This window comes from Methylobacterium planeticum (genome assembly GCF_008806345.1).
Taxonomy (GTDB): domain Bacteria; phylum Pseudomonadota; class Alphaproteobacteria; order Rhizobiales; family Beijerinckiaceae; genus Methylobacterium; species Methylobacterium planeticum.
This window is the reverse complement of record NZ_VZZJ01000004.1, coordinates 228726-255045: the sequence shown is the minus strand read 5'-3', so window position 1 is coordinate 255045 and position 26320 is coordinate 228726. Positions and strand designations below refer to the sequence as shown.

The following is a 26320-nucleotide window of genomic DNA, read 5'->3' as shown; positions in this document are numbered from 1 at the left end:
GTCATCGACCGAGGATTCCATGAACGACCTTCCGCCGATCGAGCGCCCCCAGCCCGCGGTCGAGATGCCCCGCAGCGGCGAGCGCAGGGCGCCGGACGCCCGGCGCCAGCCGCGCGGGGGGCCCCGCCCCGACCGGCCGAAGAAGCGCGACGTGAGCGGCTGGGTCATCCTCGACAAGGGCGTCGGCATGACCTCGACCCACGCGGTCGCGGTGGTGAAGCGCGCCTTCAACGCCAAGAAGGCGGGCCATGCCGGCACCCTCGACCCGCTCGCCTCCGGCATCCTGCCGATCGCCCTCGGGGAGGCGACCAAGACCGTCCCCTTCGTGATGGACGGCCGCAAGGCCTACCTGTTCACCGTCGCCTGGGGCATCGAGACCGACACCGACGACGCCGAGGGACGCCCGGTCGCCACGAGCCAGGACCGCCCGACCCGCGAGGCGGTGGAGGCCGCGCTGCCGCGCTTCATCGGGGCGATCGAGCAGGTGCCGCCGCGCTTCTCCGCCATCAAGATCGCGGGCGAGCGCGCCTACGACCTCGCCCGCGACGGCGAGGTGGTCGAGCTGCAGGCCCGCCAGGTCCAGATCGACCATCTCTCGCTGGTGGAGCACGGCCCCGACCGCACGGTGATCGCGGCGGAATGCGGCAAGGGCACCTACGTGCGGGCCCTCGCCCGCGACCTCGGCCGCAGGCTCGGCTGCTACGGCCACGTCTCGGCCCTGCGGCGCACCCGCGTCGGGCCCTTCGTGGAGGCCGATTCGTGCAACGTCGCCACCCTCGAGGCGGCGGGCCCGGAGGGCAGCCTGCCGCATCTGCGCGCGGTCGAGACCGCCCTCGACGCGATCCCCTCGGTGGCGATCTCCCGCGACATGGCCCTGCGCCTGATGCGCGGCCAGCCCGTGATCCTGCGCGGGCGCGACGCCCCCCTGGAGGGCAAGATCTTCGCGACCTGCGGCGGCATCCTGGTCGCGGTCGGCGACGTCGAGCGGGGCGAGCTCGTGCCCCACCGGGTGTTCCACCTCGGCGGCACCGCCGGCCGTCAGGCCTGAGGCTCGCGGGCGCGGGCCTCCCGCTCGCGCTCGGCCTTCTCCCGGTCCGCCCGGATGGCGCGCCGGACCACCACGAGCTGCCAGGCCGCGAGGCCGATCAGCAGGAGCTCGAGGGCGGTCGAGGCGATCACGAGGGATCGCGCTCCCGCTCCGCGAGCCGGGCCGCCTCGCGGTCCCGGCGGAGGCCGCGCTTGAGCACCACGAGCTGCCAGACGGCGAGGCCGAGGGCGAGGGCGAAGACGAGCCCGATATCGACGAATGCGAAGAGCGGGTCGGTCACGTGGCCTCGTGCGCGAGGGGGTCGCGCACCAGCGAGGTCCGGTCCAGGCTCTCGCGCTCGCGCAGGACCTCGATCATGTCGAGCACCCGCACGATCTGCCCGTTGACGTCCCACCAGGCCGCGCGCCAGCTCGGCCCGGGCTCCGGCACGGCCTCGACGAGGAAGCGGGTCTCGCGCAGGCAGGGCGCCGGCGGCTCGGCCCGGGCGAGGCGGGGCAGGCCGGCGCGCAGGAGCAGCAGCGCCTTGCGCGGGCCGGCGACGCGGGCGCGGCTGCGCACCGGGTCGAGCCCGCCCCGCTCCACCTCCCGGCCGATCTCGGCGTAGATCAGGCGCGCCGCCCGGATCGCCGGCCGGCAGGCCGGGGGCAGCGCCGCGATCCCCGCCTCCGAGCGGGCATAGAGCCCGTCCGCGACGGCGAGGAGCCGCGCGACGAGGCCGGCGAGGGCGGGCGTCGCCCCGGGCTCGGCCACGAAGGCGTCCGGATCGATGCCGGCCTCCCGCAGCCAGGCGAGCGGCAGGTAGAGCCGGCCCGCCCGGGCATCCTCGCCGACGTCCCGGGCGATGTTGGTGAGCTGCATCGCCACGCCGAGGTCGCAGGCCCGGGCCAGCACGCTCGCGTCGCGCACCCCCATGATCAGCGTCATCATGGCGCCGACCGAGGCGGCGACGCGGGCCGCGTAGGCGCAGAGGTCGGACAGGGTCTCGTAGCGCCGCCCCTGCGCGTCCCAGGCGAGGCCCTCCAGCAGGGCCCCGGGGAGCGCGCGGGGGATCGCGTGGGCCGCCACGATGTCGGCCAGCGCCCGGTCGGGGGGGAAATCCGCGGGGTCTCCCGCATAGGCCCGGGCGAGGCGCGCCTCCAGCCGGGCCACCGTCCCGGCCCGGGTGTGGGCCGCCGCATCGTCCACCGCGTCGTCCGAGAAGCGGCAGAAGGCGTAGAGGCCGTAGGCCGCCCGCCGCACCGTCGGGGGCAGCAGCAGCGAGGCGGCGTGGAAGCTGCGCGAGCCGGCGCGGATCGCCTCCCGGCAGGCGGCGTGGTCGGCCGGGGAGGCGTGCGGGGCCGGGGTGGCGGGGCTCAGGGCGGCATAGAGCCCGGAGGGGGCGTCAGGACCTTCTGGCGACAACGCGTGCATCCGGCACCACCCGATCGAGGACCCTGGCCGAGGAGAGGACGCCGGGCAGCCCGGCGCCCGGATGCGTGCCCGCCCCCACGAGGAAGAGGTTGCGCACGTCCTCCGAGGCGTTGTGCGGCCGGAACCATGCGGATTGCGTCAGCACCGGCTCCAGCCCGAAGCCCGAGCCGCGGTAGCTCAGGAAGTCCTCGGCGAAATCCTGCGGCGTCGTCACCCGGGAGGTGACGAGGCTCTCCCCCAATCCCGGCAGCACGCTCCCGGAGAGGGCGCCCTCGATCGCCTGCCGGTAGGGCTCGGCGCAGGCCGCCCAATCCTGCCCGCCCGCGAGGTTCGGCACCGGCGACAGCACGTAGAAGGCGTCGCAGCCCGGAGGCGCCAGCATCGGGTCGGTCTCGGTCGGCCGGTGCAGATAGAGGCTGAAATCGGGGCTGAGCCGCTTCGTCCGGAAGATGTCGTCGATCAGCCCGCGGTAGCGCGGCCCCATCAGGATCGTGTGGTGGGCGACGTCGGGGTATTTCCGGTTCGTGCCGAAATACCAGACGAACAGCCCCATCGAGGAACTGGCCCGCGCGACCCGGCGCGCGCTCCAGCGGCGCCGGCCGGTGCCGGGCAGGAGCTGCGTGTAGGTGTGGGCCGAATCCGCGTTCGAGACCACGATGTCGGCGGCGACGCGCTCGCCGCCCCGCAGCAGGACGCCGGTGGCCGCGCCGCCCTCGACCAGGATGCGCTCGACCTCGGCGCCGCAGCGCAGGCTGCCCCCCTGCCCCCGGATCAGGTCGACGAGGCCGTCCACCAGCCGCCCGGTCCCGCCCATCGCGAAGTGCACGCCCCAGCGCCGCTCCAGGAAGGCGATCAGGCAGTAGATGGCGCTCGCCCGGAAGGGGCTGCCGCCGATCAGCAGCGGGTGGAAGCTGAAGATGGTGCGCAGGCGCTCGTCCCGGATATGGGCGGCGACCACGTCGTAGACGCTGCGGTGCCCGCCGAGGCGCACGAGGTCGGGCAGGATCCGCAGCATGTCCGAGAGGGAGGAGAACGGCACGTGGCCGAGCTTCTCGAAGCCGACCCGGAAGATCGCCTCGCTGCGCGCCATGAAACGCTCGTAGCCCTCGACGTCGCCCGGGGAGAAGCGGGCGACCTCCGCCCGCATCGCGGCCTCGTCGCCGCTGTAGTCGAAGGTGGCGCCGTCGGCGAAGCGGATGCGGTAATAGGGCCGCATCGGCACGAGGTGCACGTCGTCCTCGATCCGGCGCCCGCAGAGCCGCCACAGCTCCTCGAACAGGAAGGGCGCCGTCACGATGGTGGGGCCGGCGTCGAAGGTGAAGCCGTCCTGGCGGTGGACCCGGGCCCGGCCCCCCGGCTGGTCCAGACGCTCCAGCACGGTGACGCGGTAGCCGCGCGCACCGAGGCGGATCGCCGCCGCGAGGCCGCCGAAGCCGCTGCCGATGACGACCGCGTGCGGTCGCGCCGCGACCGGACTGTCCTCGGAAATTGACGCATCGAGTGTCAACATTATTTGACATTATGAACGAGCTTGGCGTCGAGGCAAGGCGGATTTCGCCTGTGCCGCCGGTTCAGGGCGCGGAATCTCCGCGATCGACGGCGCCGGCCGCCTCGGCCTCGTCGAGGATCAGCCCGGCGACGCGCTCCGGTGCCTCCTCGTGGGCAAGGTGGCCGAGGCCGCGCATTCGCTCCACCCGCGCATCGGGCAGCCGGTCGCGCACCGCGAAGGCGGTGTCGGGCAGGATCGCCTTGTCGTTGGCGCCGACGATCAGGAGCGTCCGGGTCCGGAGCCCGGGCAGGTCGCGGTCGAGGGCGTCGAGGTTCCAGTTCGCCATCATGCCGAGGGCGCCGGTGATGTGGCCGGTCCGGCGGAACAGGCGGCGGTAGAGGTCGAGCCCGGTCCGGTCGAGGCTCGAGCCGGTGCCGGCGATCAGGCGCTCCACCGAGGTCCTGTCCGCGGACCAGGCGAACAGGCGCGGCGTCACCGGGTTCAGGAACAGCACCCGGGCCATGCTGGGGAAGAGGATGCCGGCCATCCCCGGGAAGGGCTTGAGCGCGCCGTTCAGGGCGACGAGGAGGCGCGGCTCGATGCCGCCGTCGAGGCTCAGCCGGGCGAGGATCGCGGCGCCGGCCGAGTGGCCGGTGGCGACCTGCGGCGCGCATCCGAGATGGCGCAGCAGGTCGCCGAGCGCCGCCGCCATGCCGGGCAGGGAGAGGCGCCGCTCGGGCAGCGGATCGGTGAAGCCGTGGCCCGGCAGGTCCGGCGCGACGACGCGGAAGCGCTCGGCGAGGCGCGGCATCAGCCCGCGCCAGGAATGGGTCGCCGCCCCGGTGCCGTGGACGAGGACCAGGGCCGGCGCGTCGGAGGCGCCCATCACCTGGACGTGCCAGCGCAGGCCCGACGCCTCGACGAAGCGGCTCGCGGCGCGGTTCGGCCAGTCGCTGCCCTCGCGCTCCCAGAGCGGGCGGTCCTCGGCTCGGCTGAACATCGTGAATGTCCCGTCAGGCCGCTTGGCCGGCACCGCGGATCGCGGTGCTGAGCATGCCCGCATCGGCATAGGGGAGAGGCAGGTAGCGCGCCGCCATGGCGGCGGCGAGGCGTCGGGCCGTGTCCTGCGGGCGCGCCGCGGTGTCGATCAGGATGGCGCGCTGCCCCGCCGCCCGGAAGGCCCGGGCGGCGGCGAGCGCGTCCTCGCCCGCTCGGGCGCGGCCGGCCGCGCCCGAGCGGGCGATGTTGGCGCGCCCATCCGTGAGCAGGACGACGACCGGGGTGCCGCCGCCCCGCCGCACCGCCTCGGCGAGGGCGAGGGCGGCGTCGAGGCCCGCGGCGAGCGGCGTGCCGCCGCCGCCGGGCAGGCTTGCGAGGCCGCGCTTCGCCCGCACCAGGGAGCGGGTCGGCGCGAGCACCAGATCCGCGCCGGGGCCCCGGAAGGCCACGAGGGCGACCCGGTCGCGGCGGACATAGGATTCGGCGAGCAGAATCTCGACCGCGCCCTTCGCCTCGGCGAGGCGCTCGTGGGCGGCGGAGCCCGAGGCGTCGACCGCGAAGATCGTGGTGGTCTCGGTGCGCTGCCGGTAGCGCGCGATGCGGATGTCGTCCGGACGGACGCGGATGCGCCCGGGCGTCGCGCCGCCCTCCCCCGCCCGGCGCAGGCGCTGCCAGGGTGCCGCCGCCCGCAGGGTCTCGACCAGGGCGAGACGCCCCCGGCGCGGATCGCCGGGCCGGCTGCCCGCCGGGCGGCCGGACGACGCCGAGGCGGCCGCCGCCCCCGCCCGCCCGGCCTGGGGGGCGATGCGCGGCCGCAGCGGCCCGCCGGCGAGGAGCGCCAGGAGCCCCGGGGGAATCGCCGCGCGGGCGGCCTCGAGGACGATCGCGTCGAGGTCTCGGGTCCGCCCCTCCGGGGCGTCCGCCTCCGGGGCCTGCGCATCGTCCGCCTCGCCCGGGGGCTGCGGCTCCGGCGGGGCTTGCGGCTCCTGCGCGGATCGGGGCTCCCGCGGATCCGCCTCCGGGGCCGCATCGCCCTGCGGTAGGCGGGTGGCGCGCGGGGCGAGGACGAGGCGGGCGGCCTCGACGATGTCCGCCTCCCCGGGCGCCTCGCGCCCGGCGCGCCGGGCGGCCAGGCGGGCGACCCGAAGGGCGAGGATCGGGGCCCGGATCGCCGCGATGCCGAGGGCCTCGGCCGTGCCGCAGAGGGCGGCGACCGCCTCGGGGCCGGCCTCCGGCGCAGCCTCCTCCGCGGCGGCCGGCGCGTCCGGGCTCGGCGCGCCGGCCAGGTCGCGGGGGCCGAGCCCCGTGAGGTCGAGGTGGAAGGCGAGCCGCTCGGTGAGGGCGCGGGGCGCGGCCTCCGCGTCCACGCCCTCGTCGAGGAGGACCAGCCCGAACCGGGCCGGGAGCTGCGCCGCGAGCCCCTCGCGCGCCACCGCGACCGCGCCGGTATCGAGGGCGGCGGCGAGGCGGGCGGCGGTGCCGGCACCGAGGCGCTCGGCCATGGGCACCACCACGAGGCCGCGATCGGCCTCCGCCATCAGGCCCGGCTGGATCACCGGGCGGCCGGCGGCGAGCGTCGCGGCGAGGTCGAGCCCGCCGAGGAGGCGTTCATCCGCGATCCCGACCGGCATCCGTCGCGCGCGCGCGCCGGGCGGCAGGGCCGCCCGCAGCGCGTCGAGCCAGGCCTCGCGCACCGGGCCGGGGCCCGCCTTGAGCCAGACGCCGCCGCAGCCATGCGGGTCCGCGCCGGCAAGCGCGGCGATCCGCAGGGCATCGGTCCAGAGGGCATCGGCCCAGAGGGCATCGGCCCGGAGGGCGCGGCCGGGCTCCGGGTCGGGTGTCACGCCAGCACCTCGGCGACGGCCCGGGCGACGCGGGCGGTGGAGCCCGCCTCGTCGAGGGGGTTCCGCCGCAGGCGGTGGCGCAGGGCCGCCGGGGCGATCCGGCGCAGGTGGTCGAGACCCGCCGCATCGGCCCCGTCGAGGGCCGCGAGGGCCCGGGCGGTGCGCATCAGGGTCAGCTCGCCGCGAAGGCCGTCCGTGCCGAGGGCGAGGCAGAGGCGGGCGGCGGCCTCCAGCACCGCGTCCGGCACCGCGACCCGGGGCAGGCGGTCGCGGGCGGCGAGGATCCGCTTCTGCAGCCGGCGCTCGGCCGCCGCATGGGCGGCCACGAAGGCCGCCGGGTCGCGCTCGAAGGCGTCGCGGCCGCGCACCACCGCGATGCGGGTGGCGATCTCGGTGGGCGTCGTCACCTCCACGGCGAGGCCGAAGCGGTCGAGGAGCTGGGGCCGCAGCTCCCCCTCCTCCGGGTTGCCGCTGCCGACGAGGACGAAGCGGGCGGGGTGGCGCAGGCTCAGGCCCTCGCGCTCGACGGTGTTGACCCCCGAGGCCGCCACGTCGAGGAGGAGGTCGACGAGGTGGTCCTCCAGGAGATTGACCTCGTCGATGTAGAGGAAGCCCCGGTTCGCCCGCGCCAGCAGCCCCGGCTCGAAGGCCTTCACCCCCGCGGTGAGCGCGCGCTCGAGGTCGAGGGCGCCGACGACCCGGTCCTCGGTGGCGCCGAGGGGCAGGTCGACCACCGGCACGGGCACGCGCCGGCTGCGCCGCGCCCCCGCCTGCGCGGCGCAATGCGGGCAGGCCTCGGCGGAGGCCGCCGGATCGCAGGCATAGGGACAGCCCTCCACCGCCTTCATCGGCGGCAGGAGCGCTGCGAGGGCGCGGATCGCCGTGGACTTGCCGGTGCCCCGGTCTCCGAAGACCAGCACGCCGCCGACGCTCGGATCAACCGCCGCGATCAGGAGCGCGCGCTTCATCTCGTCCTGGCCGACGATGGCCGAGAACGGGAAGACGCCGCTCGCCACCGGCTCCGCCGGGCGCGGCGCGCGCCGGGCGATCGGCGCGCCGGCCTCGCCCGCCTCCGGCGGAAGGGGCCGGTGCGGATCCGGGTGGTGATCGTCGAAGGTCATGCGCCCTACTCCGCCGCGACCTTCTCGAGCCCGATGCGCCGCCAGATCGTCGCGAGGGCCCCGACGAGGTGCGCGGTGTCGGCATCGCTGTGCAGCGGCGAGGGCGTGATGCGCAGGCGCTCGGTGCCGCGCGGCACGGTCGGGTAGTTGATCGGCTGCACGTAGATGCCGAACTCGTCGAGCAGCGTGTCGCTGATCGCCTTGCAGAGCACGGGGTCGCCGACCATCACGGGGACGATGTGGCTGTCGTTCGACAGGGTGGGGATGCCGGCCGCGTCGAGCTGGGCGCGGACCTTCGCGACGCGTTCCTGGTGGCGGGCCCGCTCCGTGCCGCTGGCCTTGAGGTGGCGGATGCTGGCCGCCGCGCCCGCCGCCACCGAGGGGGGCAGCGAGGTGGTGAAGATGAAGCCCGAGGCGAAGCTGCGCACGAAGTCGCAGAGCCGCGCCGAGCCCGTGATGTAGCCGCCATGGACCGCGAAGGCCTTGCCGAGGGTGCCCTCGATCACGTCGAGGCGGTGGGCGAGGCCCTCGCGCTCCGCGATGCCGCCGCCGCGCGGGCCGTAGAGGCCGACCGCGTGGACCTCGTCGAGGTAGGTCAGGGCCCCGTGCGCCTCGGCGACGTCGCAGATCTCGGCGATCGGCGCGATGTCCCCGTCCATCGAGTAGACGCTCTCGAAGGCCACGAGCTTGGGCCGCCCCGGCTCCACCATCGCGAGCTTGCGATCGAGGTCGGCCGGGTCGTTGTGGCGGAAGATGTGGCGCTCGGCCCGGCTCGCCCGGATGCCCTCGATCATCGAGGCGTGGTTGCCCTCGTCCGAGAGCACGACGCAGCCGGGGAGCTTCGCCGCGAGGGTGCCGAGGGCGGCCCAGTTCGAGACGTAGCCGGAGGTGAACAGGAGGGCCGCCTCCTTGCCGTGCAGGTCGGCGAGCTCGCGCTCCAGCAGCACGTGGTAATGGTTCGTGCCCGAGATGTTGCGGGTGCCCCCGGCGCCGGCGCCGCAGCGGTCGAGGGCCTCGTGCATGGCCGCGAGCACCTCGGGGTGCTGGCCCATCCCCAGGTAATCGTTCGAGCACCAGACCGTGACGGGCCGCTCCCCGTCCGGCCGGTGGTGCACCGCGTGCGGGAAGCGCCCGGCCTGGCGCTCGAGATCCGTGAACACGCGGTAGCGGCCCTCGCGATGGAGGCCGTCGAGCTCGGCACCGAAGTACGCTTCGTAATCCATCGCTGGCTCCCCTTCTGCGTGTCGCGCGCGGTGTCGCGTCGCGCGCAAATCCTAGGCTGCGTCCCGGGTCGGGCCGATCTCGGCCGGCTCGGGCTTCGTGAGGGTGACGGGCGCGGGCGCGCCGCGCCCCGGCAGGCTCCACTGCCACAGGGCCGCCGAGGGCAGCGGCAGCATCAGGAACCAGTGCTCCAGGGTGGCGAGCGCCATCAGGGTGGTGAGGATGGTGAAGCCCACCACCTCGAAGGCCAGGCTCTCCTCCGCCAGGGCGGCGCGGCCGAGGAGCGCCACGATGACGGTGGCGATGCTGACCGAGAACGGGAACAGCAGGTTCATCGGCTTCTTGGTGAGGTAGCAGCCGAGATAGCCGAGATGGTCGGGCAGGAACTCGGCGTTCAGGTTGCGCACGCCGAGGAACATGTTGAGCCGGGCCGAGAGGTTCATCCCCCAGAGGACGAGGTAGGTCCAGAGGGCGAACCGGTTCGGCTCGTCCCAGGTCAGGCCGAGGATCGCGGCGGCCCCGGCGATGATCGCCGCCTCGTGCCAGAGGCTCGTCGCCGCCGCCGCCCGGAACCGCTCGAACCCCCGCGTCCCGGGCGGGCAGGCCCGGGGCCGCGGGCCGGAGACGAAGCCCATGTAGTAGCCGATCTCCTGCCAGCCCCAGACGAGGAGCGCCGCCGTGAAGGCGGTGAACACCCCCGTCTCGCTCGCATCCCCGGCGCTCGCGCCGATCCCCCAGAGGGCGAGGCCGAGGACGAGCGTCGCCCCCCCCATGCTCCACGGGAAGGTCCGGCGCGGCAGGTGGTCGAGCAGGATGATCACGCCGGTGGAGAACCACCAGATCGCGACCGCGTAGAGGGCTGGCACGGCGTAGGGCGACATCGCGGGGCGCTACCAGACCGGCTCGAGCCGGATCTCGGCCGGCATGGGGTTGTCGAGGGCGGGCAGCAGCAGGAGCCGCCCGAAGGTGACGGCCGCGTGCGCGGCGTGCAGCCCGTGCTTCAGCCGCCCGACGAGGCCGCCCTGCGCCCGCGCATCCGCGATGCCCTCCGATGAGCGCAGCAGCGTGTCGAGGAGCGCCTTGAAGCGCGGATTGTCGAGGTCGAGGGTCAGCGGAAAGGTCTGGCGCGAGATCTCCGAGGTGATGCGGAAGACCTTGAAGTCGTAATCCGTCGGGTCGACCCCGAGCGCCTTGTGGAAGGCTGGGCGGCAATGGTCGCGCACGTACATCGTGGCGAAGACGGCGAGCAGGAAGAACTTGATCCAGTAGCGGTTGAGCCCGCTCGTCAGCTTCGGGTTCGCCCGCATCAGGAGGGCGAAGGCCTCCCCGTGGCGGAACTCGTCGTTGCACCACTTCTCGAACCACTTGAAGATCGGGTGGAAGCGCCGGTCCGGGTTGCGCTCGAGCTCGCGGAAGATGGTGATGTAGCGGGCGTAGCCGATCTTCTCCGACAGGTAGGTGGCGTAGAAGATGAACTTCGGCCGGAAGAAGGTGTACTTCTTCGACTTCGTCAGGAAGCCGAGATCGACGCCGATGCCGAAATCCTTGAGCACGTCGTTGATGAAGCCGGCGTGGCGGGCCTCGTCGCGGCTCATGAAGCCGAACAGCTCCTTGATGTCCGGGTTCTTGGCGCGCTTGCGCATCTCCGCGTAGAGCACGCAGCCCGAGAACTCGGCGGTGATCGAGGAGACCAGGAAGTCGAGGAATTCCTTGCGCAGTTCCGGGTCGAGGCCCGACAGGTCGATGTCGAACTCGGCGTTGCGGGTGAAGTGGCGCTTGTTCGGATCGGCCCGCAACTCGTCGATCAGCACGGTCCATTCGGCCCGGACGGGCTCGACATCGGTGCGGTCGAGCTCGTCGAAATCCGTGGTGTAGAAGCGCGGGCTGAGAAACGTCGTCTCCTGCGCGGCCTTGGTCGATTCGTTGACCGGAACCTTGGGGACGGGCTGGGAGGGCGGATGCTTGACGGGAGCGTTCACAGTCTCCTCCTCTCGGTAAAGCTGACTTCGTAGAGTTCGGTCAGTTCGAGGTGTCCGGCGAGCTTTGTCCAGAGGCGTTCGAGGCGTCCCGCCCGCGTCACGGTCGCGGTGCGCTGCACGACGAGGCGCTCGCCGTAGGGCACGGAGGTCGGAGCATCGTGCACCTGCACCGCGTCGCCCGGGCCGATCTGGAAGGGCGCGTCGAGGCTGACATGGGCGTGCAGGCTCTCGGGCGTCTGCTCGATCTCGACCGTGCAGGGCACATCGACGGTTTCGCGTCCGTTGAGCCAGGCGATGATCATCGGGTGGTGCTCCCCTCGGGCAGAAGCTTGGCGAAGGCCACGGCATTCGAGGCGCCGAAGGCCTCGAGGTTGGTGCTGCGCCCGGTGGCGGTGTCGGCGAGCGTCAGCGTGCCGTCGGCGTGGCGGGTCAGCCGGAAGGGCTGCTCCGGGGTGTAGCCCGCCCGCAGCCGCGCCTGCCCGAAGCTGCGCAGGGTCGCCCGGAGGAAGCCGTCGCGGCCGGGCTCCACGGTGGCGACGAGGCGGCCGGTGCCGGCCTCGTGCAGGAGCACGGCGCCGTCGCTGCGGTCCTGCACGGTGAGCGCCAGGCTGGCGACGGCCGGCGCTTCCGGGCCGTGGGTGAGGCCGACGCCGCCGGTGCGGCCGATGCCGACGGCGAGGAGCGTGAAGGCGACGAGCGCGCCCGCGGCGATCAGGGCGGGGGTCGCGACCTTCACCTCGTCTTCGGGATCGGCGGGGACCGGGGTGATGCGGGTGGGGCTCATGCGATCGACCTCCGGATCAACCGGCTTCCGCCACCGCGAGGCGCGGCGGCCGGCCTTGATTCTGCGGGCCCGGGCCCTGCAGGCCCGGGTTCTGAGCGGCGTGGACCTGCGCGCTCGCCGGCGGGCGCTCCACCACCATCGGCAGGGCGCTCTCCTCGGGGGTGCGCTCGGCCGCGATGGCGGCGGCCAGGATCCCCGCCACGGTCCGGGCGTCGGGCACCGCGCGCAGCATCGGCTGGGGTTCGGCCACGTGCCAGGGCCGGGCGTGGGGCCAGAGATGCAGGTAGGCGATGCGGGTGCCGGGGCGCAGGCGCACAGGCAGATCGCCGCTGCCGTCCCGGAAGACCCGAAGGCCCGCATCCGCGACCATCGTGAAGGGCAGGTTGAGGGTCATCGGCAGGGCGATCCCGACATGCAGGACGAAGCGCCGGTTGGTGATCGTGTAGGTGGTGGTCCGGGCCGAGAGCCAGCCGAGGAACGCCACCAGGGCGAGCGCCGCGCAGGCGGCGCCGAGGGTGGGGCCGAGGGCGCGCGCGGCCGCCGCGGGGCCGTCCGCGAGGGCGGCGGGCACGCCGGACCAGAGGGCGAGCCCGAGGAACCACAGGCCGACGAGGCGGATGTGCAGAACCCGGACCGCGATGCCGGCGGTCTCGGGCCGGCCCTGCCAGAGGATGCGCTCGCCCGGGGGCAGCGGTCCGGGCAGGCCCTGCGGGACCTCGGCGGCGCTCACAGGATGGCCTCCGCGCGCGCCGGCGTGGCGTAGAGGGTGCCGGCGCCGAAATAGGCCACGATCTTCTCCTCCTCGAGGAACGTCACCGCGTCCGCATCCTTGGTGCCGGGGATGTCGGCGAACTGGTGCGCGAGCAGCGCCTGGGTCTTGACGGTGCGCGAGAAGCGGCCGGTGCGGCAGAAGGTGACGGGCATCAGCACGCGGCGCCCGCCCGCTCCGAGCTCGACCTCGTAGTAGCGCACGAAGCACTCGCCGCGGTCGATCCAGAGGTCCGTCACGGTGCCGGCCACCTGCCGGTCGGCCCCGAACACCGTCATGCCGATCGGGTTCGGGCCGTCCTCGTGGACGACGAAGTGGGTGGCCACGCGCAGGGGCACGATGCGCTTCTGCCCGTCGAAGGTGTGGTCGTGCTCGTCGTCGCGATGCACCCAGGAGCCGGGGCCGATATGGTCCTGCATCGGCGCGCCGCCGGGCTCGAGGGGGGCGCCCGGCCAGGGCTCGCGCTTGTGCCCGACGAAGTTGCGGTCGGGCTTCTGGTCGGCCTGCGGCGCGGACTTCACCTTGCCGTCCGACAGGTGGAACAGCTTCGGCGTCGGGATCAGGATCGGGTCCGGCCGCTTGAGCCGTCCCGTCACCTCGGCCTCGAGCGGGTAGCCCTCGCGCCGGTCCTCGCGGCGGATCCAGAAGATCAGCCCCGCGAAGAAGATCCAGAACGCGTAGAGGACCACCTGCGCGACGTCGATGTAGCCTGTGATTTCACCCCTGGGCATGGCGGATCTCCCGGGCCTCAGCTGAGGCGGTTGGCGAGGGCGGTGGGCGCGAGCGCGGCCGGCGGGAGGCCGTGGCCCCTCTCCGGATCGCGGGCGCGTTCGGGCCGGGCGTGCTCGCGCACGAGGGGGCCGATGGCGACGAGGGTCGCGAACAGGAGCGCGATCTCGATGTGGTAGACGATGAGGTAGCCGATCGAGGCGTCGTTCAGGGCCTCGCCCAGCGCCCCCGAGACGGCGAGCGCCGAGCCGACGTCGCGCACGATGCCGCTCGCCGCGATGGCGAGGCCCGCGGCACTCGCCTGCACGGCCCCCCAGGCGCCGAGCGCCAGGCCCGTATCCTCGGGGCCGGCCTTGGCCATCGAGGCCGTGAGCGTGCCGTGGGCGAACAGGCCTCCGCCGAGGCCGATCAGGGTGACGCCGCTGGCGAAGAGCTGCGGCGAGGCGAGCGGAGCGGCGAAGACCACGGCCGAGAACGCCATGATGCCGACGATCACCCCCGCGGCCGCGACCCGGAAGGGGTCGCCGCCCCGGTTCAGCCAGCGCGCGGCGAGGAGGAGGCCGAGGCCGCCGCCGGCCGCCAGCATGGCGGTCAGCGCCGTGGTGGCGGCCACCGAGAGGTGCAGGATCTGCCCGCCATAGGGCTCGAGCAGGATGTCCTGCATCGAGAAGGCGGCGGTGCCGAGGCCGGTGGCGACGAGGCGGCGGCGGGCGAGGCCGCTGCCCGCATAGGCCGCCCAGGATTGGGCGAAGCTCGGCCGGGGCGCCGCATTCCCGGTGCGGCCGGGGTTGCGCGGCTCCTGCTTCCACAGGGCGAGGCCGTTCAGCACGATGGTGACGAGGGCGGCGCCCTGGATCACCTGGATCAGCCGGACCGCCGAGAAATCCGCCAGCAGGAGCCCGAAGGCCAGCGCGCTCACCACCATGCCGACGAGGAGCATCACGCAGAGGAGCGCCACCACCTTCGGCCGCGCATGGGCGGGGGCGAGGTCGGTCGCGAGCGCGAGGCCGACGGTCTGGGTGGTGTGCAGCCCCGCCCCGACGAGGACGAAGGCCAGGGCGGCGGCGAGCTGCCCGGCCCAGAGCGGCCCCGTGGTGTCGCCGGAGAGCAGCAGCAGGGCGAAGGGCATGATGGCGAGCCCGCCGAACTGCAGCAGCGTGCCGAACCAGATATAGGGGACGCGCCGCCAGCCGAGGACCGAGCGGTGCGTGTCCGAGCGGAAGCCCACCAGCGCCCGCAGGGGCGCGAAGATCAGCGGCAGCGACAGCATCACGGCCACGATCCAGGCCGGGACCTCGAGCTCGACGATCATCACCCGGTTCAGGGTGCCGATGAGCAGCACCGCCGCCATCCCGACCGTGACCTGGAACAGGGCGAGCCGCATCAGCCGGCCGAGGGGCAATTCCGCCGTCGCGGCATCCGCGAAGGGCAGGATCGCCGGGCCGAGGCGCATGAGCGCGCCGGTGATGCGTGCGCCGGGCCTCATCGGGTGCCGCCCGCGGGACAGAGGGGCGCGAGGCCCGTCCGGGTCAGCGCCACCGCGTTCGAGAGGTAGAAGCCGCAATTGACCCGGTGGGTGCGGGCGACGGCGAACGCCGCGAGGTCCGGCTCGCGGGCGATGCGCCGGCTCAGGCCGCCGAGGGTGATCGGCACGATCGCGGGCGCGCGGTCGGCCTTCGGGAACAGCTTTCCGGCGACGTGCATCAGGGTCAGCAGCGCCGTGCGGGGCGCCACCGTGAACAGCACCGAGGCCTCGGTGCGGCGGCCGAGGGCGGCGAGCGCCCGGGCGATGTCGGCCGGCGCGTAGTGGATCAGGCTGTCCATCGCCACGACGTGGTCGAAGCGGCCGAGGCCGGGGTCCAGCATGTCGCCGACCCGGAACTCGACGGAGCCCGGGCCCGGGACCGGCCCGGTGCGCTCGCGGGCGAGGCCGACCAGGGTCGGGGAGACGTCGATGGCCACGACCGTGGCGCCGCGCCGGGCCGCCTCCAGGCTCAGGGCGCCGGTTCCGCAGCCGGCATCGAGGATGCGCCGCCCCGACAGGTCCTCGGGCAGCCAGGACAGGAGCGTGCCCCGCATGGCGTCGCGGCCGGCCCGCACGGTGGCGCGGATGCGGCTCACCGGCGCGTCCGAGGTCAGGCGCGACCAGGCCTCGACCGCGGTGCGGTCGAAGTAGGTCTCGAGCTGGCCGCGGCGGGCGGCGTAGGTGGGGCTCGTCATGCTGGGGCGCGCCATGCTGGAACTCGTCATGCTGGTGCTCGACACGCGCGGCCTCAATCGAAGCCGAGGAACTCGAAGAGGTCGCGGTCCTTCATGGGGATCGCGTCGAGGGGCCTGCCCCCGGCCCAGAGGTGGGCGGCGAGGCGCATGTACTCGGCCTGCACCGCGAGGAGCTCGGGGGTCGGCTCCATCTCGAACAGCGTCGACTTCTTCAGGCGCGAGCGCCGCACCACGTCGAGGTCGGGGAAGTGGGCGACCCGTTCCAGCCCGACGGCGGCGTTGAAGCGGTCGATCTCGTCGGTCCTGGCCGAGCGGTTGGCGATGACGCCGCCGAGGCGCACGTTGTAGTTCTTCGCCTTGGCGTGGATCGCCGCGACGATGCGGTTCATGGCGAAGATCGAGTCGAAGTCGTTCGCCGTGACGATCAGCGCCTGGTCGGCGTGCTGGAGGGGCGAGGCGAAGCCGCCGCAGACCACGTCGCCGAGGACGTCGAAGATGACGACGTCGGTATCCTCGAGGAGGTGATGCTCCTTGAGGAGCTTCACGGTCTGGCCGACGACGTAGCCGCCGCAACCGGTGCCGGCGGGGGGACCCCCGGCCTCGACGCACATCACGCCGTTGTAGCCCTCGGCCACGAAATCCTCGATGCGCAGCTCCTCCGAGTGGAACTGCACCGCCTCGAGCGCATCGATCACCGTGGGGGCGAGGCGCTTCGTCAGGGTGAAGGTCGAATCGTGCTTCGGGTCGCAGCCGATCTGCAGCACGCGCTTTCCGAGCTTCGAGAAGGCCACCGACAGGTTCGAGGAGGTCGTCGACTTGCCGATGCCGCCCTTGCCGTAGATGGCGAAGACCTTGGCGGTCCCGATCTTGACGTTGGGGTCGAGCTCGACCTGGACGCTGCCTTCCGGCTGCCGGGCGAGGACGGGATTGCGGATGGCGATGTTCATGCGGCGACCTCGGCGGTGATGCCTTCGAGACGGTCCTCCAGCTCCTCCTCGGCCCGGTCGAGCGCTTCGCGCGTCGCCGCGTCGGGAGTCCAGAAGCCGCGCTGGTGCGCCTCGATCAGCCGGTTGGCGACCTTGGCGGAGGCGGTGGGGTTGAGGGCCGCCATGCGCTCGCGCATGGCGGGGTCGAGGACGTAGGTCTCGGTGATGCGCTGGTAGATCCAGGGCGCCACCTGGTTGGTCGTCGCCGACCAGCCGACCGTGTTGGTCAGGTGCGCCTCGATCTGGCGGACGCCCTCGTAGCCGTGGCCGAGCATGCCCTCGACCCATTTCGGGTTGAGCATGCGGGTGCGGGTCTCCAGGGCCACCTGCTCGGAGAGGGAGCGCACGCGCCCCTCCCCTCGGGTCTGGTCGCTGATGTAGATCGGCACGCTCTCGCCCTTGGCGCGGGCGACCGCCCGGCCCATCCCGCCGAGGCCGTCGAAGTAGTGGTCGACCGAGGTGACGCCGACCTCGACCGAGTCGAGGTTCTGGTAGGCGAGGTCGACCGAGGCCAGCACGCTGCGCATCAGCTCCCGCTGGGGCGCCGCCTTGCCGGTGCGGCCGTAGGCGAAGGATTTCCGCCGCGAGAAGGTCTCGCAGAGCTCCGCCTCGTCGTCCCAGCGGCCCGACTCGACGAGGTGGTTGACGTTGGCCCCGTAGGCGCCCTCCGCGTTCGAGAACACCCGCAGCGCGGCGGTCTCGAGGTCGATGCCGTGCTCGGCCTGGATCGCCAGGGCGTGCTTGCGCACGAAGTTGCGCTCGCAGGGCTCGTCCGCCGCGGCGGCGAGGTAGGACGCCTCCGCCAGGAGCTTGGTCTGCAGCGGCAGGAGATCGCGGAAGATGCCCGAGAGCGTCACCACGACGTCGATGCGCGGGCGCCCGAGGGCGTCGAGGGGGATCAGGCTGGCGCCGCTGAGGCGGCCGTAGCCGTCGAAGCGGGGCTCGGCGCCCATCAGGGCGAGGGCCTGGGCGATCGGGCCGCCCTCGCTCTTGAGGTTGTCGGTGCCCCACAGGACCAGCGCGATGCTCTCGGGAAGCGGCCGGCCCTCCTCGGCGTAGCGGGCGAGGATGCGGGCGACCTGGCGGGTGGCGTCGGCCACCGCGAAGGCCGAGGGCAGGCGGTAGGGGTCGAAGCCGTGCAGGTTGCGCCCCGTGGGCAGCACCGCCGGGTTGCGCAGGAGGTCGCCCCCCGCCACCGGCGGGATGAAGCGCCCGTCGAGGGCCCGCAGCAGGGCCGGCATCTCGTGGTCCTGCGCCAGCAGCCGGTCGGTGGCCTGCAGGCCCGCGAAGGCGGCGCGATGCGTTTCGTCGAGGGGCAGGCCGGCCTCGCGCAGCGCGTCGTCGACCGTGCCGCCCGCGGCCAGCAGCGCCATCGATTCCCGCGAGGGCGCGAGCCCGGCCGAGGCTTCGGCGAGGGCCACCAGGAGGTCGACCCGTTCCTCGGGCGGGGTGCCGGCGCCGACGACGTGCAGCCCGTGCGGGATCAGGGTGTGCTCCAGTTCGCTCACGGCCTGGCCGAGGGCCAGGATCGCGGGGCCGAGATCCTGGCTCCAGGCGGGCTCGGCCGGCACGAGGTCGAGGGCCGCCGCCTGGCTCTGGATCAGGGCCGCGAGGTCGCGCCGCTCCCCGGTCGCCTCGGGGGCGAGGCCGCGCCAGCGCTCGATCGAGGCCTTCAGCTCGACGAGGCCGCGATAGAGCCCGGCCTGGGCGAGGCTCGGGGTGAGGTAGCTCACGAGGGTCGCGGCGGAGCGGCGCTTGGCCAGCGTCCCCTCGGAGGGGTTGTTGGCGGCGTAGAGGTAGAGGTTGGGCAGGTCGCCGATCAGGCGCTCGGGCCAGCAGGCGCCCGAGAGGCCGGTCTGCTTGCCGGGCATGAACTCGAGCGCCCCGTGGGTGCCGAAATGCAGCACGGCGTCGGCGGCGAAATCCTCCCGCAGGTAGCGGTAGAAGGCCGAGAAGGCATGGGTCGGCGCGAAGCCCTTCTCGAACAGGAGCCGCATCGGGTCGCCCTCGTAGCCGAAGGCGGGCTGGACCCCGACGAAGACGTTGCCGAACTGCGCGCCGAGCACGAACAGGACGGCGCCGTCGCTCTGGTGTCGGCCGGGGGCCGGGCCCCATTGCGCCTCGATCTCGGCCAGATGCGGCTCGCGGCGCACATGCGCGTCGGCGGGGATGCGGGCCTGCACGTTGGCGTGCGTGCCGTAGCGCGCCGCGTTGCCGGCGAGGATCCGGTTGCGCAGGTCGTCGACCGTCTCGGGCACCTCGACGGCGTAGCCGTCCGCGGCGAGGCCCTTCAGGACGTTGTGCAGGGAGGCGTAGACCGACAGGAAGGCGGCCGTCCCGGTGCTGCCCGCGTTCGGCGGAAAGTTGAAGAGCACCACCGCGATCCGGCGCTCGGCCCGGGGGCGGCGGCGCAGCGCGACGAGGCGCTCGACCCGGGCGGCCAGGAGGTCCGCGCGGGCGGGGTGCACGCTCATGTCGCGGGCCCGGTCCGCCCCCGAGCGGGCGGAGCGGCCGCCGAACACCATCGAGCCGGTCGCCCCGTCGAGCTCGGGGATCGCCACCATCATGGTGGCCTCGACCGGCGAGAGCCCGCGGTCGGAGGATTCCCACTGCTCGATCGTCTGGAACTCGACCGCCTGGGCGGCGAGGTAGGGCACGTCGAGGTCGCGCAGCATCGCCTCGGCGGCGGCCGCGTCGTTGTAGGCCGGGCCGCCGACGAGGGAGAAGCCGGTGAGCGAGACCAGGGCGTCGATGCGGGGCTGGCCGGCCTGCCGGAAGAAGGCCTCGACGGCGGGGCGGTTGTCGAGGCCGCTCGCGAAGGCCGGCACCACCGCGAGGCCGCGGGCCTCGAGCGCCGCGATCACGCCGTCGTAATGCGCCGTGTTGCCGGCGAGCACGTAGGAGCGCATCAGCAGGAGGCCGACGCGGCCCCTGACCGGTCCGGCCGGGACCGGCAGGCGGGCCACCGCCTCGCCGACGCGGCCGGGCATGCGGGGGTGGTAGAGCCCGGTCTCGGGATAGGTCAGGGGCGCAGGCGCCGCCGCGATCTCGCGCCAGGCGGCGCGGGGGCCCGCCGCGTAGCGGCCGACGAGGAAGCGCACCAGGCTCGTCACGTTCTGGTCGGAGCCCGAGAGCCAGTATTGCAGGGTGAGGAAGTAGGCCCGCAGGTCCTGCGCCGATCCCGGGATGAAGCGCAGGATCTTCGGAAGCTTGCGGATCAGCGCCATCTGGCGGGCGGCGTTGCCCTGGGCCGGGCCCTTGCCCCGCAGGCGCTTGAAGAAATCGAGGGCGCTGCGCTGCGACCCGTCCATGTTGAAGCGGTTGAGGCGGGTGGTCTTCACCACCTCTCCGGCCGAGAGGCAGCCGATCATCGCGTCGCAATGCGGACGGCGTGCGAGGAGGTCCGGCAGGATCGCCCGGACATGCTCGTCCATGAACAGCATGGCGCAGAGCACGATGTCGGCCCGGGCGATCTCGGCCCGGCAGGCCGCGAGGGTGGCGGGGTCGGAATCCCACTCGGCGGCGGCGTGGAAGCTGAGGATGAGACCCGGCATCTCGGCGGCGAGGCCGGTCCGCGCGCGCTCGACGGCGCTCGCCAGATGGTTGTCGAGCGTCACGACGACGACGCGGATGTCGGGTCGCTCAGCGACCGAAATGCGCTTTGGCATCGTACAATGTCTCGATGGTGATGAGCGGCAGCGCCCGCTCACGCGCGAAGCGCTCGGTGTTCGTGCGGGCCTTGCCCCGCACGAAGAAGGGGATCTTCCTGAGTTCCTTCTCGGCCTCGGCGGCCCAGGCGACGGCGAGGCCTGGCGCGAGGGTGACGGTGGTGACGGGTTCGGGGGTCGGTGCGGGGGCCTCCGCCTCGGCGCGGGGCTTGCCGCCGAGATGCGAGGGCGCGGCATCGCTGAACTCGCGGTCCTCGCGGAACATCCCGAGAAGATGCTCCTCCAGGCCCATCATCAGCGGGTGCACCCAGGTGTCGAACAGGACGTTGGCGCCCTCGAAGCCCATCTGCGGCGAGGTCCGGGCCGGGAAGTCCTGGACGTGGACCGGCGCCGAGATCACCGCGCAGGGCAGGCCCAGGCGCTTGGCGACGTGGCGCTCCATCTGGGTGCCGAGGACGAGTTCGGGCTGCGCCGCCTGGATCGCCGCCTCGACATCGAGGTAATCGTCGGTGACCAGGGCCTCGATGCCGTGCAGGGCCGCCTCGGCCCGGATCTCTCGGGCGAATTCCCGGCTGTAGGTGCCGAGGCCGACCACCCGGAAGCCGAGTTCCGTCGCGGCGATGCGAGCCGCCGCGAGGGCGTGGGTGGCGTCGCCGAAGATGAAGACGCGCTTGCCGGTGAGGTAGGTCGAGTCGACCGAGCGCGAGTACCAGGGCAGGCGCGACGGGGCGCCGGCCAGGACCGGGCCCGGATCGATTCCGGCGAGGCCCGCCACCTCCTCGATGAACCGGGTGGTGGCGCCGACGCCGATCGGCACCGTCTCGACCATCGGCTGGCCGAAGGCCTTCTGCAGGTATTGCGCCGCGGCCCGCGCGATCTCCGGGTAGAGCACGACGTTGAAATCGGCCTCACCCAGCCGGCCGAGATCGGCCGGCGAGGCCCCGAGCGGCGCCGTGACGTTGACGTCGATGCCGAGCCGGCCGAGCAGGCCCGTGATCTCGGACAGATCGTCCCGGTGGCGGAAGCCGAGGGCCGTCGGGCCCAGGATGTTGCAGAGGGGGCGCCGGCCCTCGGGGCGGGGCCGCGGGGTTCCGGGCGCGGGCGCCGGCCCGGCGAGCGCGCGCACCAGCCGGTAGAAGGTCTCCGAGGCGCCCCAGTTCTCCTTCTTCTGGTAGGCGGGCAGCTCGAGGGGCACCACCGGGATCGGCAGGTCGAGGGCACGGGCGAGGCCGCCCGGATCGTCCTGGATCAGCTCGGCCGTGCAGGAGGCACCGACGATCATGGCCTGCGGCCGGAAGCGCGCGTAGGCCTCGGCCGCCGCGCGCTTGAAGATCTCGGCGGTGTCCGACCCGAGGTCGCGGGCCTGGAAGGTGGTGTAGGTGACGGGCGGGCGCTTGGCGCGCCGCTCGATCATGGTGAACAGGAGATCCGCGTAGGTGTCGCCCTGGGGGGCGTGCAGCACGTAATGCAGGCTCTCCATCGCGGTGGCGATCCGCATGGCGCCGATATGGGGCGGTCCCTCGTAGGTCCAGACGGTGAGCTGCATCGCTACACCTCCAGCCGGGTGCGGCGCAGCAGGGGACGGGCGAACAGCTCCGCGAGGTCCCCCGCCTGGTCGTAGCCCTGGATCGGCGTGAACAGCAGCTCGATCGACCACTTGGTCGCGAGGCCCTCCGCCTCCAGCGGGTTGGCGAGGCCGAGGCCGCAGACCGAGAGGTCGGGCTGGGCGGCCCGGGCCCGGTCCATCTGGTCGTCGAGACTCTGGCCCTCGACCACCTGCGTGCCGGCGGGCAGCAGCGCCAGCTCCTCGGCGAGATGGCCGCGGTGCAGGTAGGGCGTGCCCACCTCGGTGAGCCCCATGCCGAGCTCCCGGGCGAGGAAGCGGGCGAGCGGCACCTCGAGCTGCGAATCGGGGAAGAAGAAGACCCGCTTGCCCGAGAGCCGCTCGCGGTGCGGCCCGAGCGCCTGCTCGGCCCGGCGCAGGCCCGGGGCGGTCACGGCCGCGAAGCGGGCCGGATCGACGTGCCAGGCCTCGGCCGCGGCCTGGAGCCAGCGCGTCGTACCCTCGGCGCCGAGCGGGAACGGGGCCGGCAGGCGCGTGGCGCCCCGGGCCTCGAGGGCCCGGGCGGTGTCCGCCAGGAAGGGCTGGGCGAGGAGGTAGCGGGTGTTCGGGCCGATCTCCGGCAGCGCCCCGGCCCGGCGCGCGGGCAGGAAGCGCACCGGCGCGATCCCGAGCTCGGCGAAGAGGCGGGCGAACTGGTCCTCGACCACGTCCGCCAGCGCGCCGGCCACGAGCAGGGCGGGCGGGGCGTCGGCGGCCGCGCGCGGCATCTCGGGCACGAGGGCGGCGAGGCAGGCATCCTCGCCCTGCGTGAAGGTGGTCTCGATGCCGCTGCCGGAATAGCTCAGCACGCGCACCGCGGGGGCGAGGTTGCGCGACAGGCGCGCGGCCGCCCGGCCGAGATCGAGCTTGATCACCTCGGAGGGGCAGGAGCCGACGAGGAACAGGAGCCGGATGTCGGGCCGGCGCTCGATCAGGCGGCCGACCACCCGGTCGAGCTCGTCGTTCATGTCGGCGAGGCCCGCGAGGTCGCGCTCGTCGATGATCGCGGTGGCGAAGCGCGGCTCGGCGAAGATCATCACGCCGGCGGCCGACTGGATCAGGTGCGCGCAGGTGCGCGAGCCGACGACGAGGAAGAACGCGTCCTGGATCTTGCGGTGCAGCCAGACGATACCGGTGAGCCCGCAGAACACGGCGCGCTGCCCGCGCTCCTGGCGGATCGCGACCTCGCCGCAGCCGGCGGTCGACGGCGTGGCCGCACTCGGGACGGGCGCGTGGGCGTTCATCGGGCCGCCTCCGCCCGGAGCGGCATGCGCGCCGGCGCCTGGAGCCGGGCCGCCCGCAGCTTCAGCACGAACTGCGTCGCGTTGACCGCGTAGGTGAGGTAGGCGGCGAGCGCCAGCCACATCAGGCCGGCGGTGTCGAGGAGGCCGAGGCCGAGGGCCGCGAGGTAGGCCGTGTGGAGCGCCAGCACCGCCATGCTGACCACGTCCTCCCAGAAGAAGGCCGGGGCGAAGAGGTAGCGCCCGAAGACCGCCTTCTCCCAGATCGAGCCCGTGATCATGATGGCGTAGAGCACCACGGTCTTGGCCACCACCGAGAGGTTGGCGGCCGCCGCGCCGTCCCCAGTTGCAAGCGTACGCATCACCAGGACGAGGCTGATCAGGAACACCAGGAACTGCAGGGGGGCGAGGATGCCCTGGACCAGCGTCCAGCGGGTGGCGTCGCGGCGCGCACGCTCGGCGGTCGTGTAGAGCGGCGGTCGTGTCGGTTGGCCCATCGGACCCATCGCGTACGCCCCATTCCTGCCCGTCGGCCTGCCTCTCGACGGGCCGGCTCGACAGGAAGCCTAGGAAGCTCCCGGCCGAGTGTCAACCAAGCTTTACGTCAAGCAACAATGACAATTGTTGCGACGTCCGCGGCGGAAGCATTGCCAAAGGCGGGGGAATGCGTATCGTCAGGGTTCAAGCTGCTCCGCCAATGAGTGCAGCGGGATGCGAATCGCCGTTCTCGACAATTGATCGACCCGAAGCGAGAAGCCGTCAGTAACATTGGGAGGAACCAATGGACGACGTGAGCCCGATCGGCGGACACTTTGCCCGTGGTTCGAGCACGCGTGAGCGCGGTGACACTTGCCCGCCCGCTGCGGGTGATGCTCACGAGGCGCACGCGTCCGCGGAGCGGCCGGTCTGCTGGCACGGGAACCTCGCCCGGGTCGTGGAGGCCGAGATCATCCCCCGGCTGATGCTGGTCCACCGCGCCCGCGCCTATCCCGGCGCGCCGCGCAAGCCCAGCGCGGAGGAGATCGCGATCTTCTCGGGTCTCGTCCTGGCGCCCTTCGGGCATGACGTGGAGACCCAGATCGCCGCCCTCGTCGATGGCGGGCTCTCCCTGAACAGCCTCCTCCTCGACCTCCTCGCCCCGACGGCGCGCCACCTCGGCGCCCTCTGGGAAGAGGACATGTGCGACTTCACCGAGCTGACCATCGCCATGGGGCGGCTCCAGCGCATCATGCACGACCTCTCCCTGCGCTACGGCGACGATCCGGAGACGGTCCCCCAGGGCCGCAGCATCCTGCTCGGCCCCTGCCCCGGCGAGACGCACCTGTTCGGCCTGTCGATGCTGGAGCGCTTCTTCGGCGACGCGGGCTGGGAGGTGACGAGCGCCGTCCTCGACCCCGAGATCCCGCTCCGCGACCGGGTGCGCGCCAACTGGTTCGACGTGATCGGCCTGTCGCTCGGCTGCGAGGTTCTGCTGCCGGTCCTCGCCGAGACCGTGACCAGCCTGCGCCGCGCCTCGCGCAATCCCAGCCTGCGCATTCTCGTCGGCGGGTCGATCTTTGTGGAAAACCCGGGCTATGCCAACCTCGTCGGCGCCGATGCCACGGCCGTGGATGCCCGCCGCGCGGTTCTCTCCGCGGAATGCTTGCTTGATCTGCGGGCCAGAGCCTGCTGAAAGACCCGTCCGACGACATCACAACGTGGTGATCATTGACCAGTCTGGCGAGCCCAGCCGCGCATAGACCGCTCGCGGCATTTCACGAATCTCTCGGTGCCCTCGGAGGAGAGGCGGCGGGCCTCCTCGTTGCGGCCGCGACGGACCTCTCCCTGGTGATCGATGCCGACGGCATCATCCGCGACGCCTCCTTCAACGGGACGGACCTGTCGGAGGAGGGCTGCGAGAGCTGGCTCGGCCGGCGCTGGATCGACACCGTCACGGTGGAGAGCCGCCCGAAGATCGACGCCCTCCTCAAGGATGCGGCGCCGGGCCTCGTCACCCGCTGGCGGCAGGTGAACCACCCCTCGGCCAGCGGCTCCGACCTGCCGGTCCGCTACGCCTCGATGCGGCTCGGCGCGGGCGGCCCGATCATCGCGATCGGCCGCAACCTGCGGGCGACCGCGGCGCTCCAGCGCAAGCTCGCCGAGACGCAGCAGGCCCTCGAGCGCGACTACCTGCGCCTGCGCGGCGCCGAGACCCGCTACCGCATGCTGTTCCAGATCGCCGGGGAGCCGGTTCTGGTGGTCGATGCGGCGACCCGCCGTGTCAGCGAGGCGAACCCCGCCGCGGCCCGCCTGATCGGCCGGCCGGAGAAGCGCATCGTCGGCCAGGACGTCGTCGACCTGTTCGATGCGCGCAGCACCCGCGACCTCGAGATGCTGTTCGCCGGCCTGCGCGTCACCGGGCAGGCCGAGGATCTGGTGGCCTATCTCGGCAATGCCCGCGGGCAGACCCGGGTCGCGGCCTCGCTCTTTCGCCAGGACAACGCCGCGAGCGCGCTGCTGCGCCTCTCGAGCCTGACCGAGAGCGAGTCGGAGCCGGACCGGGCCGCCGCCTCGATCCTCGACGTGATCGAGGCGATGCCCGAGGGCTTCGTCGTCACCGACCCCTCGCGCCGGATCCTCGCGGCCAACGGCGCCTTCCTCGACCTGGCCCAGCTCGCCACCGCCGAGCAGGCCCGGGGCGAGCCCCTCGAGCGCTGGCTCGGGCGCGAGGAGACCGAGGCCGCCGCCCTCTTCGCCACGCTCACCGAGCACGGCGCCGTGCGCCACTTCAGCACCAGCCTGCGCGGGCAGCTCGGCTCGATCGAGGCGGTCGAGGTCGCGGCGGTGTCCGTCGATCAGGGCGACCAGCCCTGCCTCGGCTTCACCATCCGGGGCGCTCCGCGCCGCCCCGCCTCCGCCCTGGCGAGCGGGCACGAACTCCCCCGCTCCGTCGAGCAGATGACCGAGCTCGTCGGCCGCGTCTCGATGAAGAACCTCGTGCGCGAGACGACCGACCTGATCGAGCGGCTCTGCATCGAGGCGGCCCTGCGCATCACCCGCGACAACCGGGCGTCGGCGGCCGAGATGCTGGGCCTGAGCCGGCAGGGCCTCTACGCCAAGCTGCGCCGCTACGGCATCGGCGAGCTCGACGGGCCCGACGCCGAGGCCTGAACCCCGCAGGGACCGGCATCGAATCGGTCGCCCCTCCGTTCGGTGTCGACCGCACCGAC

Annotated in this window: 24 protein-coding genes; 3 read left to right on the top strand and 21 right to left on the bottom strand. The window is 73.5% G+C overall.

Features of this window, described 5'->3' with window-relative positions; genetic code table 11:
- Positions 1-19: 19 nt before the first annotated feature.
- Entirely contained in the window at positions 20-1048 is a 1029-nt protein-coding gene (gene truB, locus F6X51_RS06785) for a tRNA pseudouridine(55) synthase TruB (protein ID WP_150962458.1), read from the top strand.
- On the opposite strand, the gene F6X51_RS27735 is transcribed toward truB, so the two are convergent.
- The 21 genes from F6X51_RS27735 to bchF all read right to left on the bottom strand — a co-directional run bounded on the left by F6X51_RS27735 (position 1039) and on the right by bchF (position 23617).
- The gene (locus F6X51_RS27735; RefSeq protein WP_191970029.1) at positions 1039-1179 is read right to left on the bottom strand and encodes a hypothetical protein; all 141 of its coding nucleotides are present in this window, start codon (positions 1177-1179) and stop codon (positions 1039-1041) included. The genes truB and F6X51_RS27735 overlap by 10 nt on opposite strands.
- On the bottom strand, positions 1176-1328 hold the full coding sequence (locus F6X51_RS27730) for a hypothetical protein (protein ID WP_191970028.1): 153 nt from the start codon (positions 1326-1328) through the stop codon (positions 1176-1178). The genes F6X51_RS27735 and F6X51_RS27730 overlap by 4 nt, the downstream gene beginning before the upstream one ends.
- Positions 1325-2404, bottom strand: coding sequence for a phytoene/squalene synthase family protein (locus F6X51_RS06780; protein WP_246696667.1), 1080 nt, complete (start codon positions 2402-2404; stop codon positions 1325-1327). Before F6X51_RS06780 ends, F6X51_RS27730 begins: the two co-directional genes overlap by 4 nt.
- Positions 2405-2429: 25 nt before the next feature.
- Entirely contained in the window at positions 2430-3968 is a 1539-nt protein-coding gene (locus F6X51_RS06775) for a phytoene desaturase (protein WP_150962456.1), read from the bottom strand.
- Between the two features lie 61 nt (positions 3969-4029).
- Positions 4030-4947: an alpha/beta fold hydrolase BchO gene (gene bchO / locus F6X51_RS06770; RefSeq protein ID WP_150962455.1), complete on the bottom strand. Its 918-nt coding sequence runs from the start codon at positions 4945-4947 to the stop codon at positions 4030-4032.
- A gap of 13 nt (positions 4948-4960) precedes the next feature.
- On the bottom strand, positions 4961-6790 hold the full coding sequence (locus tag F6X51_RS06765; RefSeq protein WP_150962454.1) for a magnesium chelatase subunit D: 1830 nt from the start codon (positions 6788-6790) through the stop codon (positions 4961-4963).
- Complete coding sequence (bchI, locus tag F6X51_RS06760; RefSeq protein WP_150962453.1) at positions 6787-7911, bottom strand: magnesium chelatase ATPase subunit I; 1125 nt, start codon at positions 7909-7911, stop codon at positions 6787-6789. Before bchI ends, F6X51_RS06765 begins: the two co-directional genes overlap by 4 nt.
- A gap of 5 nt (positions 7912-7916) precedes the next feature.
- Positions 7917-9134, bottom strand: a complete 1218-nt coding sequence (gene hemA / locus F6X51_RS06755; RefSeq protein WP_150962452.1) for a 5-aminolevulinate synthase — start codon at positions 9132-9134, stop codon at positions 7917-7919.
- A gap of 51 nt (positions 9135-9185) precedes the next feature.
- Complete coding sequence (gene puhE / locus F6X51_RS06750; protein WP_150962451.1) at positions 9186-10013, bottom strand: putative photosynthetic complex assembly protein PuhE; 828 nt, start codon at positions 10011-10013, stop codon at positions 9186-9188.
- A 9-nt stretch (positions 10014-10022) separates the two neighbouring features.
- A complete protein-coding gene (gene acsF / locus F6X51_RS06745) occupies positions 10023-11111 on the bottom strand; it encodes a magnesium-protoporphyrin IX monomethyl ester (oxidative) cyclase (RefSeq protein WP_150962450.1) in 1089 nt (362 codons plus the stop codon).
- Positions 11108-11413: a hypothetical protein gene (locus F6X51_RS06740; protein ID WP_150962449.1), complete on the bottom strand. Its 306-nt coding sequence runs from the start codon at positions 11411-11413 to the stop codon at positions 11108-11110. Before F6X51_RS06740 ends, acsF begins: the two co-directional genes overlap by 4 nt.
- Positions 11410-11895 (bottom strand): photosynthetic complex assembly protein PuhC, encoded by a 486-nt coding sequence (puhC, locus tag F6X51_RS06735; protein ID WP_150962448.1) that lies wholly within the window; start codon positions 11893-11895, stop codon positions 11410-11412. Before puhC ends, F6X51_RS06740 begins: the two co-directional genes overlap by 4 nt.
- Positions 11896-11911: 16 nt before the next feature.
- Positions 11912-12625 carry a photosynthetic complex putative assembly protein PuhB gene (puhB, locus tag F6X51_RS06730; RefSeq protein WP_150962447.1) on the bottom strand — a complete coding sequence of 238 codons (714 nt, stop codon included), beginning with the start codon at positions 12623-12625 and terminating at the stop codon, positions 11912-11914.
- Positions 12622-13395: a photosynthetic reaction center subunit H gene (gene puhA, locus F6X51_RS06725; protein ID WP_150962446.1), complete on the bottom strand. Its 774-nt coding sequence runs from the start codon at positions 13393-13395 to the stop codon at positions 12622-12624. The genes puhB and puhA overlap by 4 nt, the downstream gene beginning before the upstream one ends.
- A gap of 17 nt (positions 13396-13412) precedes the next feature.
- Positions 13413-14879, bottom strand: coding sequence for a BCD family MFS transporter (locus tag F6X51_RS06720; protein WP_150962445.1), 1467 nt, complete (start codon positions 14877-14879; stop codon positions 13413-13415).
- Entirely contained in the window at positions 14876-15613 is a 738-nt protein-coding gene (gene bchM / locus F6X51_RS06715) for a magnesium protoporphyrin IX methyltransferase (RefSeq protein ID WP_150962582.1), read from the bottom strand. The genes F6X51_RS06720 and bchM overlap by 4 nt, the downstream gene beginning before the upstream one ends.
- Positions 15614-15666: 53 nt before the next feature.
- A complete protein-coding gene (bchL, locus tag F6X51_RS06710; RefSeq protein ID WP_150962444.1) occupies positions 15667-16560 on the bottom strand; it encodes a ferredoxin:protochlorophyllide reductase (ATP-dependent) iron-sulfur ATP-binding protein in 894 nt (297 codons plus the stop codon).
- A complete protein-coding gene (locus F6X51_RS06705; RefSeq protein ID WP_150962443.1) occupies positions 16557-20267 on the bottom strand; it encodes a magnesium chelatase subunit H in 3711 nt (1236 codons plus the stop codon). Before F6X51_RS06705 ends, bchL begins: the two co-directional genes overlap by 4 nt.
- Positions 20242-21813, bottom strand: a complete 1572-nt coding sequence (gene bchB / locus F6X51_RS06700) for a ferredoxin:protochlorophyllide reductase (ATP-dependent) subunit B (RefSeq protein WP_150962442.1) — start codon at positions 21811-21813, stop codon at positions 20242-20244. Before bchB ends, F6X51_RS06705 begins: the two co-directional genes overlap by 26 nt.
- Before the next feature lie 2 nt (positions 21814-21815).
- Positions 21816-23114, bottom strand: coding sequence for a ferredoxin:protochlorophyllide reductase (ATP-dependent) subunit N (locus F6X51_RS06695; protein ID WP_150962441.1), 1299 nt, complete (start codon positions 23112-23114; stop codon positions 21816-21818).
- Complete coding sequence (gene bchF, locus F6X51_RS06690; protein WP_150962440.1) at positions 23111-23617, bottom strand: 2-vinyl bacteriochlorophyllide hydratase; 507 nt, start codon at positions 23615-23617, stop codon at positions 23111-23113. The genes F6X51_RS06695 and bchF overlap by 4 nt, the downstream gene beginning before the upstream one ends.
- A gap of 275 nt (positions 23618-23892) precedes the next feature.
- Here bchF and F6X51_RS06685 point away from each other — a divergent pair, with 275 nt between their 5' ends.
- Together F6X51_RS06685 and ppsR are read left to right on the top strand one after the other, a co-directional pair.
- A complete protein-coding gene (locus F6X51_RS06685; protein WP_150962439.1) occupies positions 23893-24783 on the top strand; it encodes a cobalamin B12-binding domain-containing protein in 891 nt (296 codons plus the stop codon).
- Positions 24784-24818: 35 nt separating this feature from the next.
- Positions 24819-26261: a transcriptional regulator PpsR gene (gene ppsR, locus F6X51_RS06680; RefSeq protein WP_150962438.1), complete on the top strand. Its 1443-nt coding sequence runs from the start codon at positions 24819-24821 to the stop codon at positions 26259-26261.
- Positions 26262-26320: the final 59 nt, after the last annotated feature.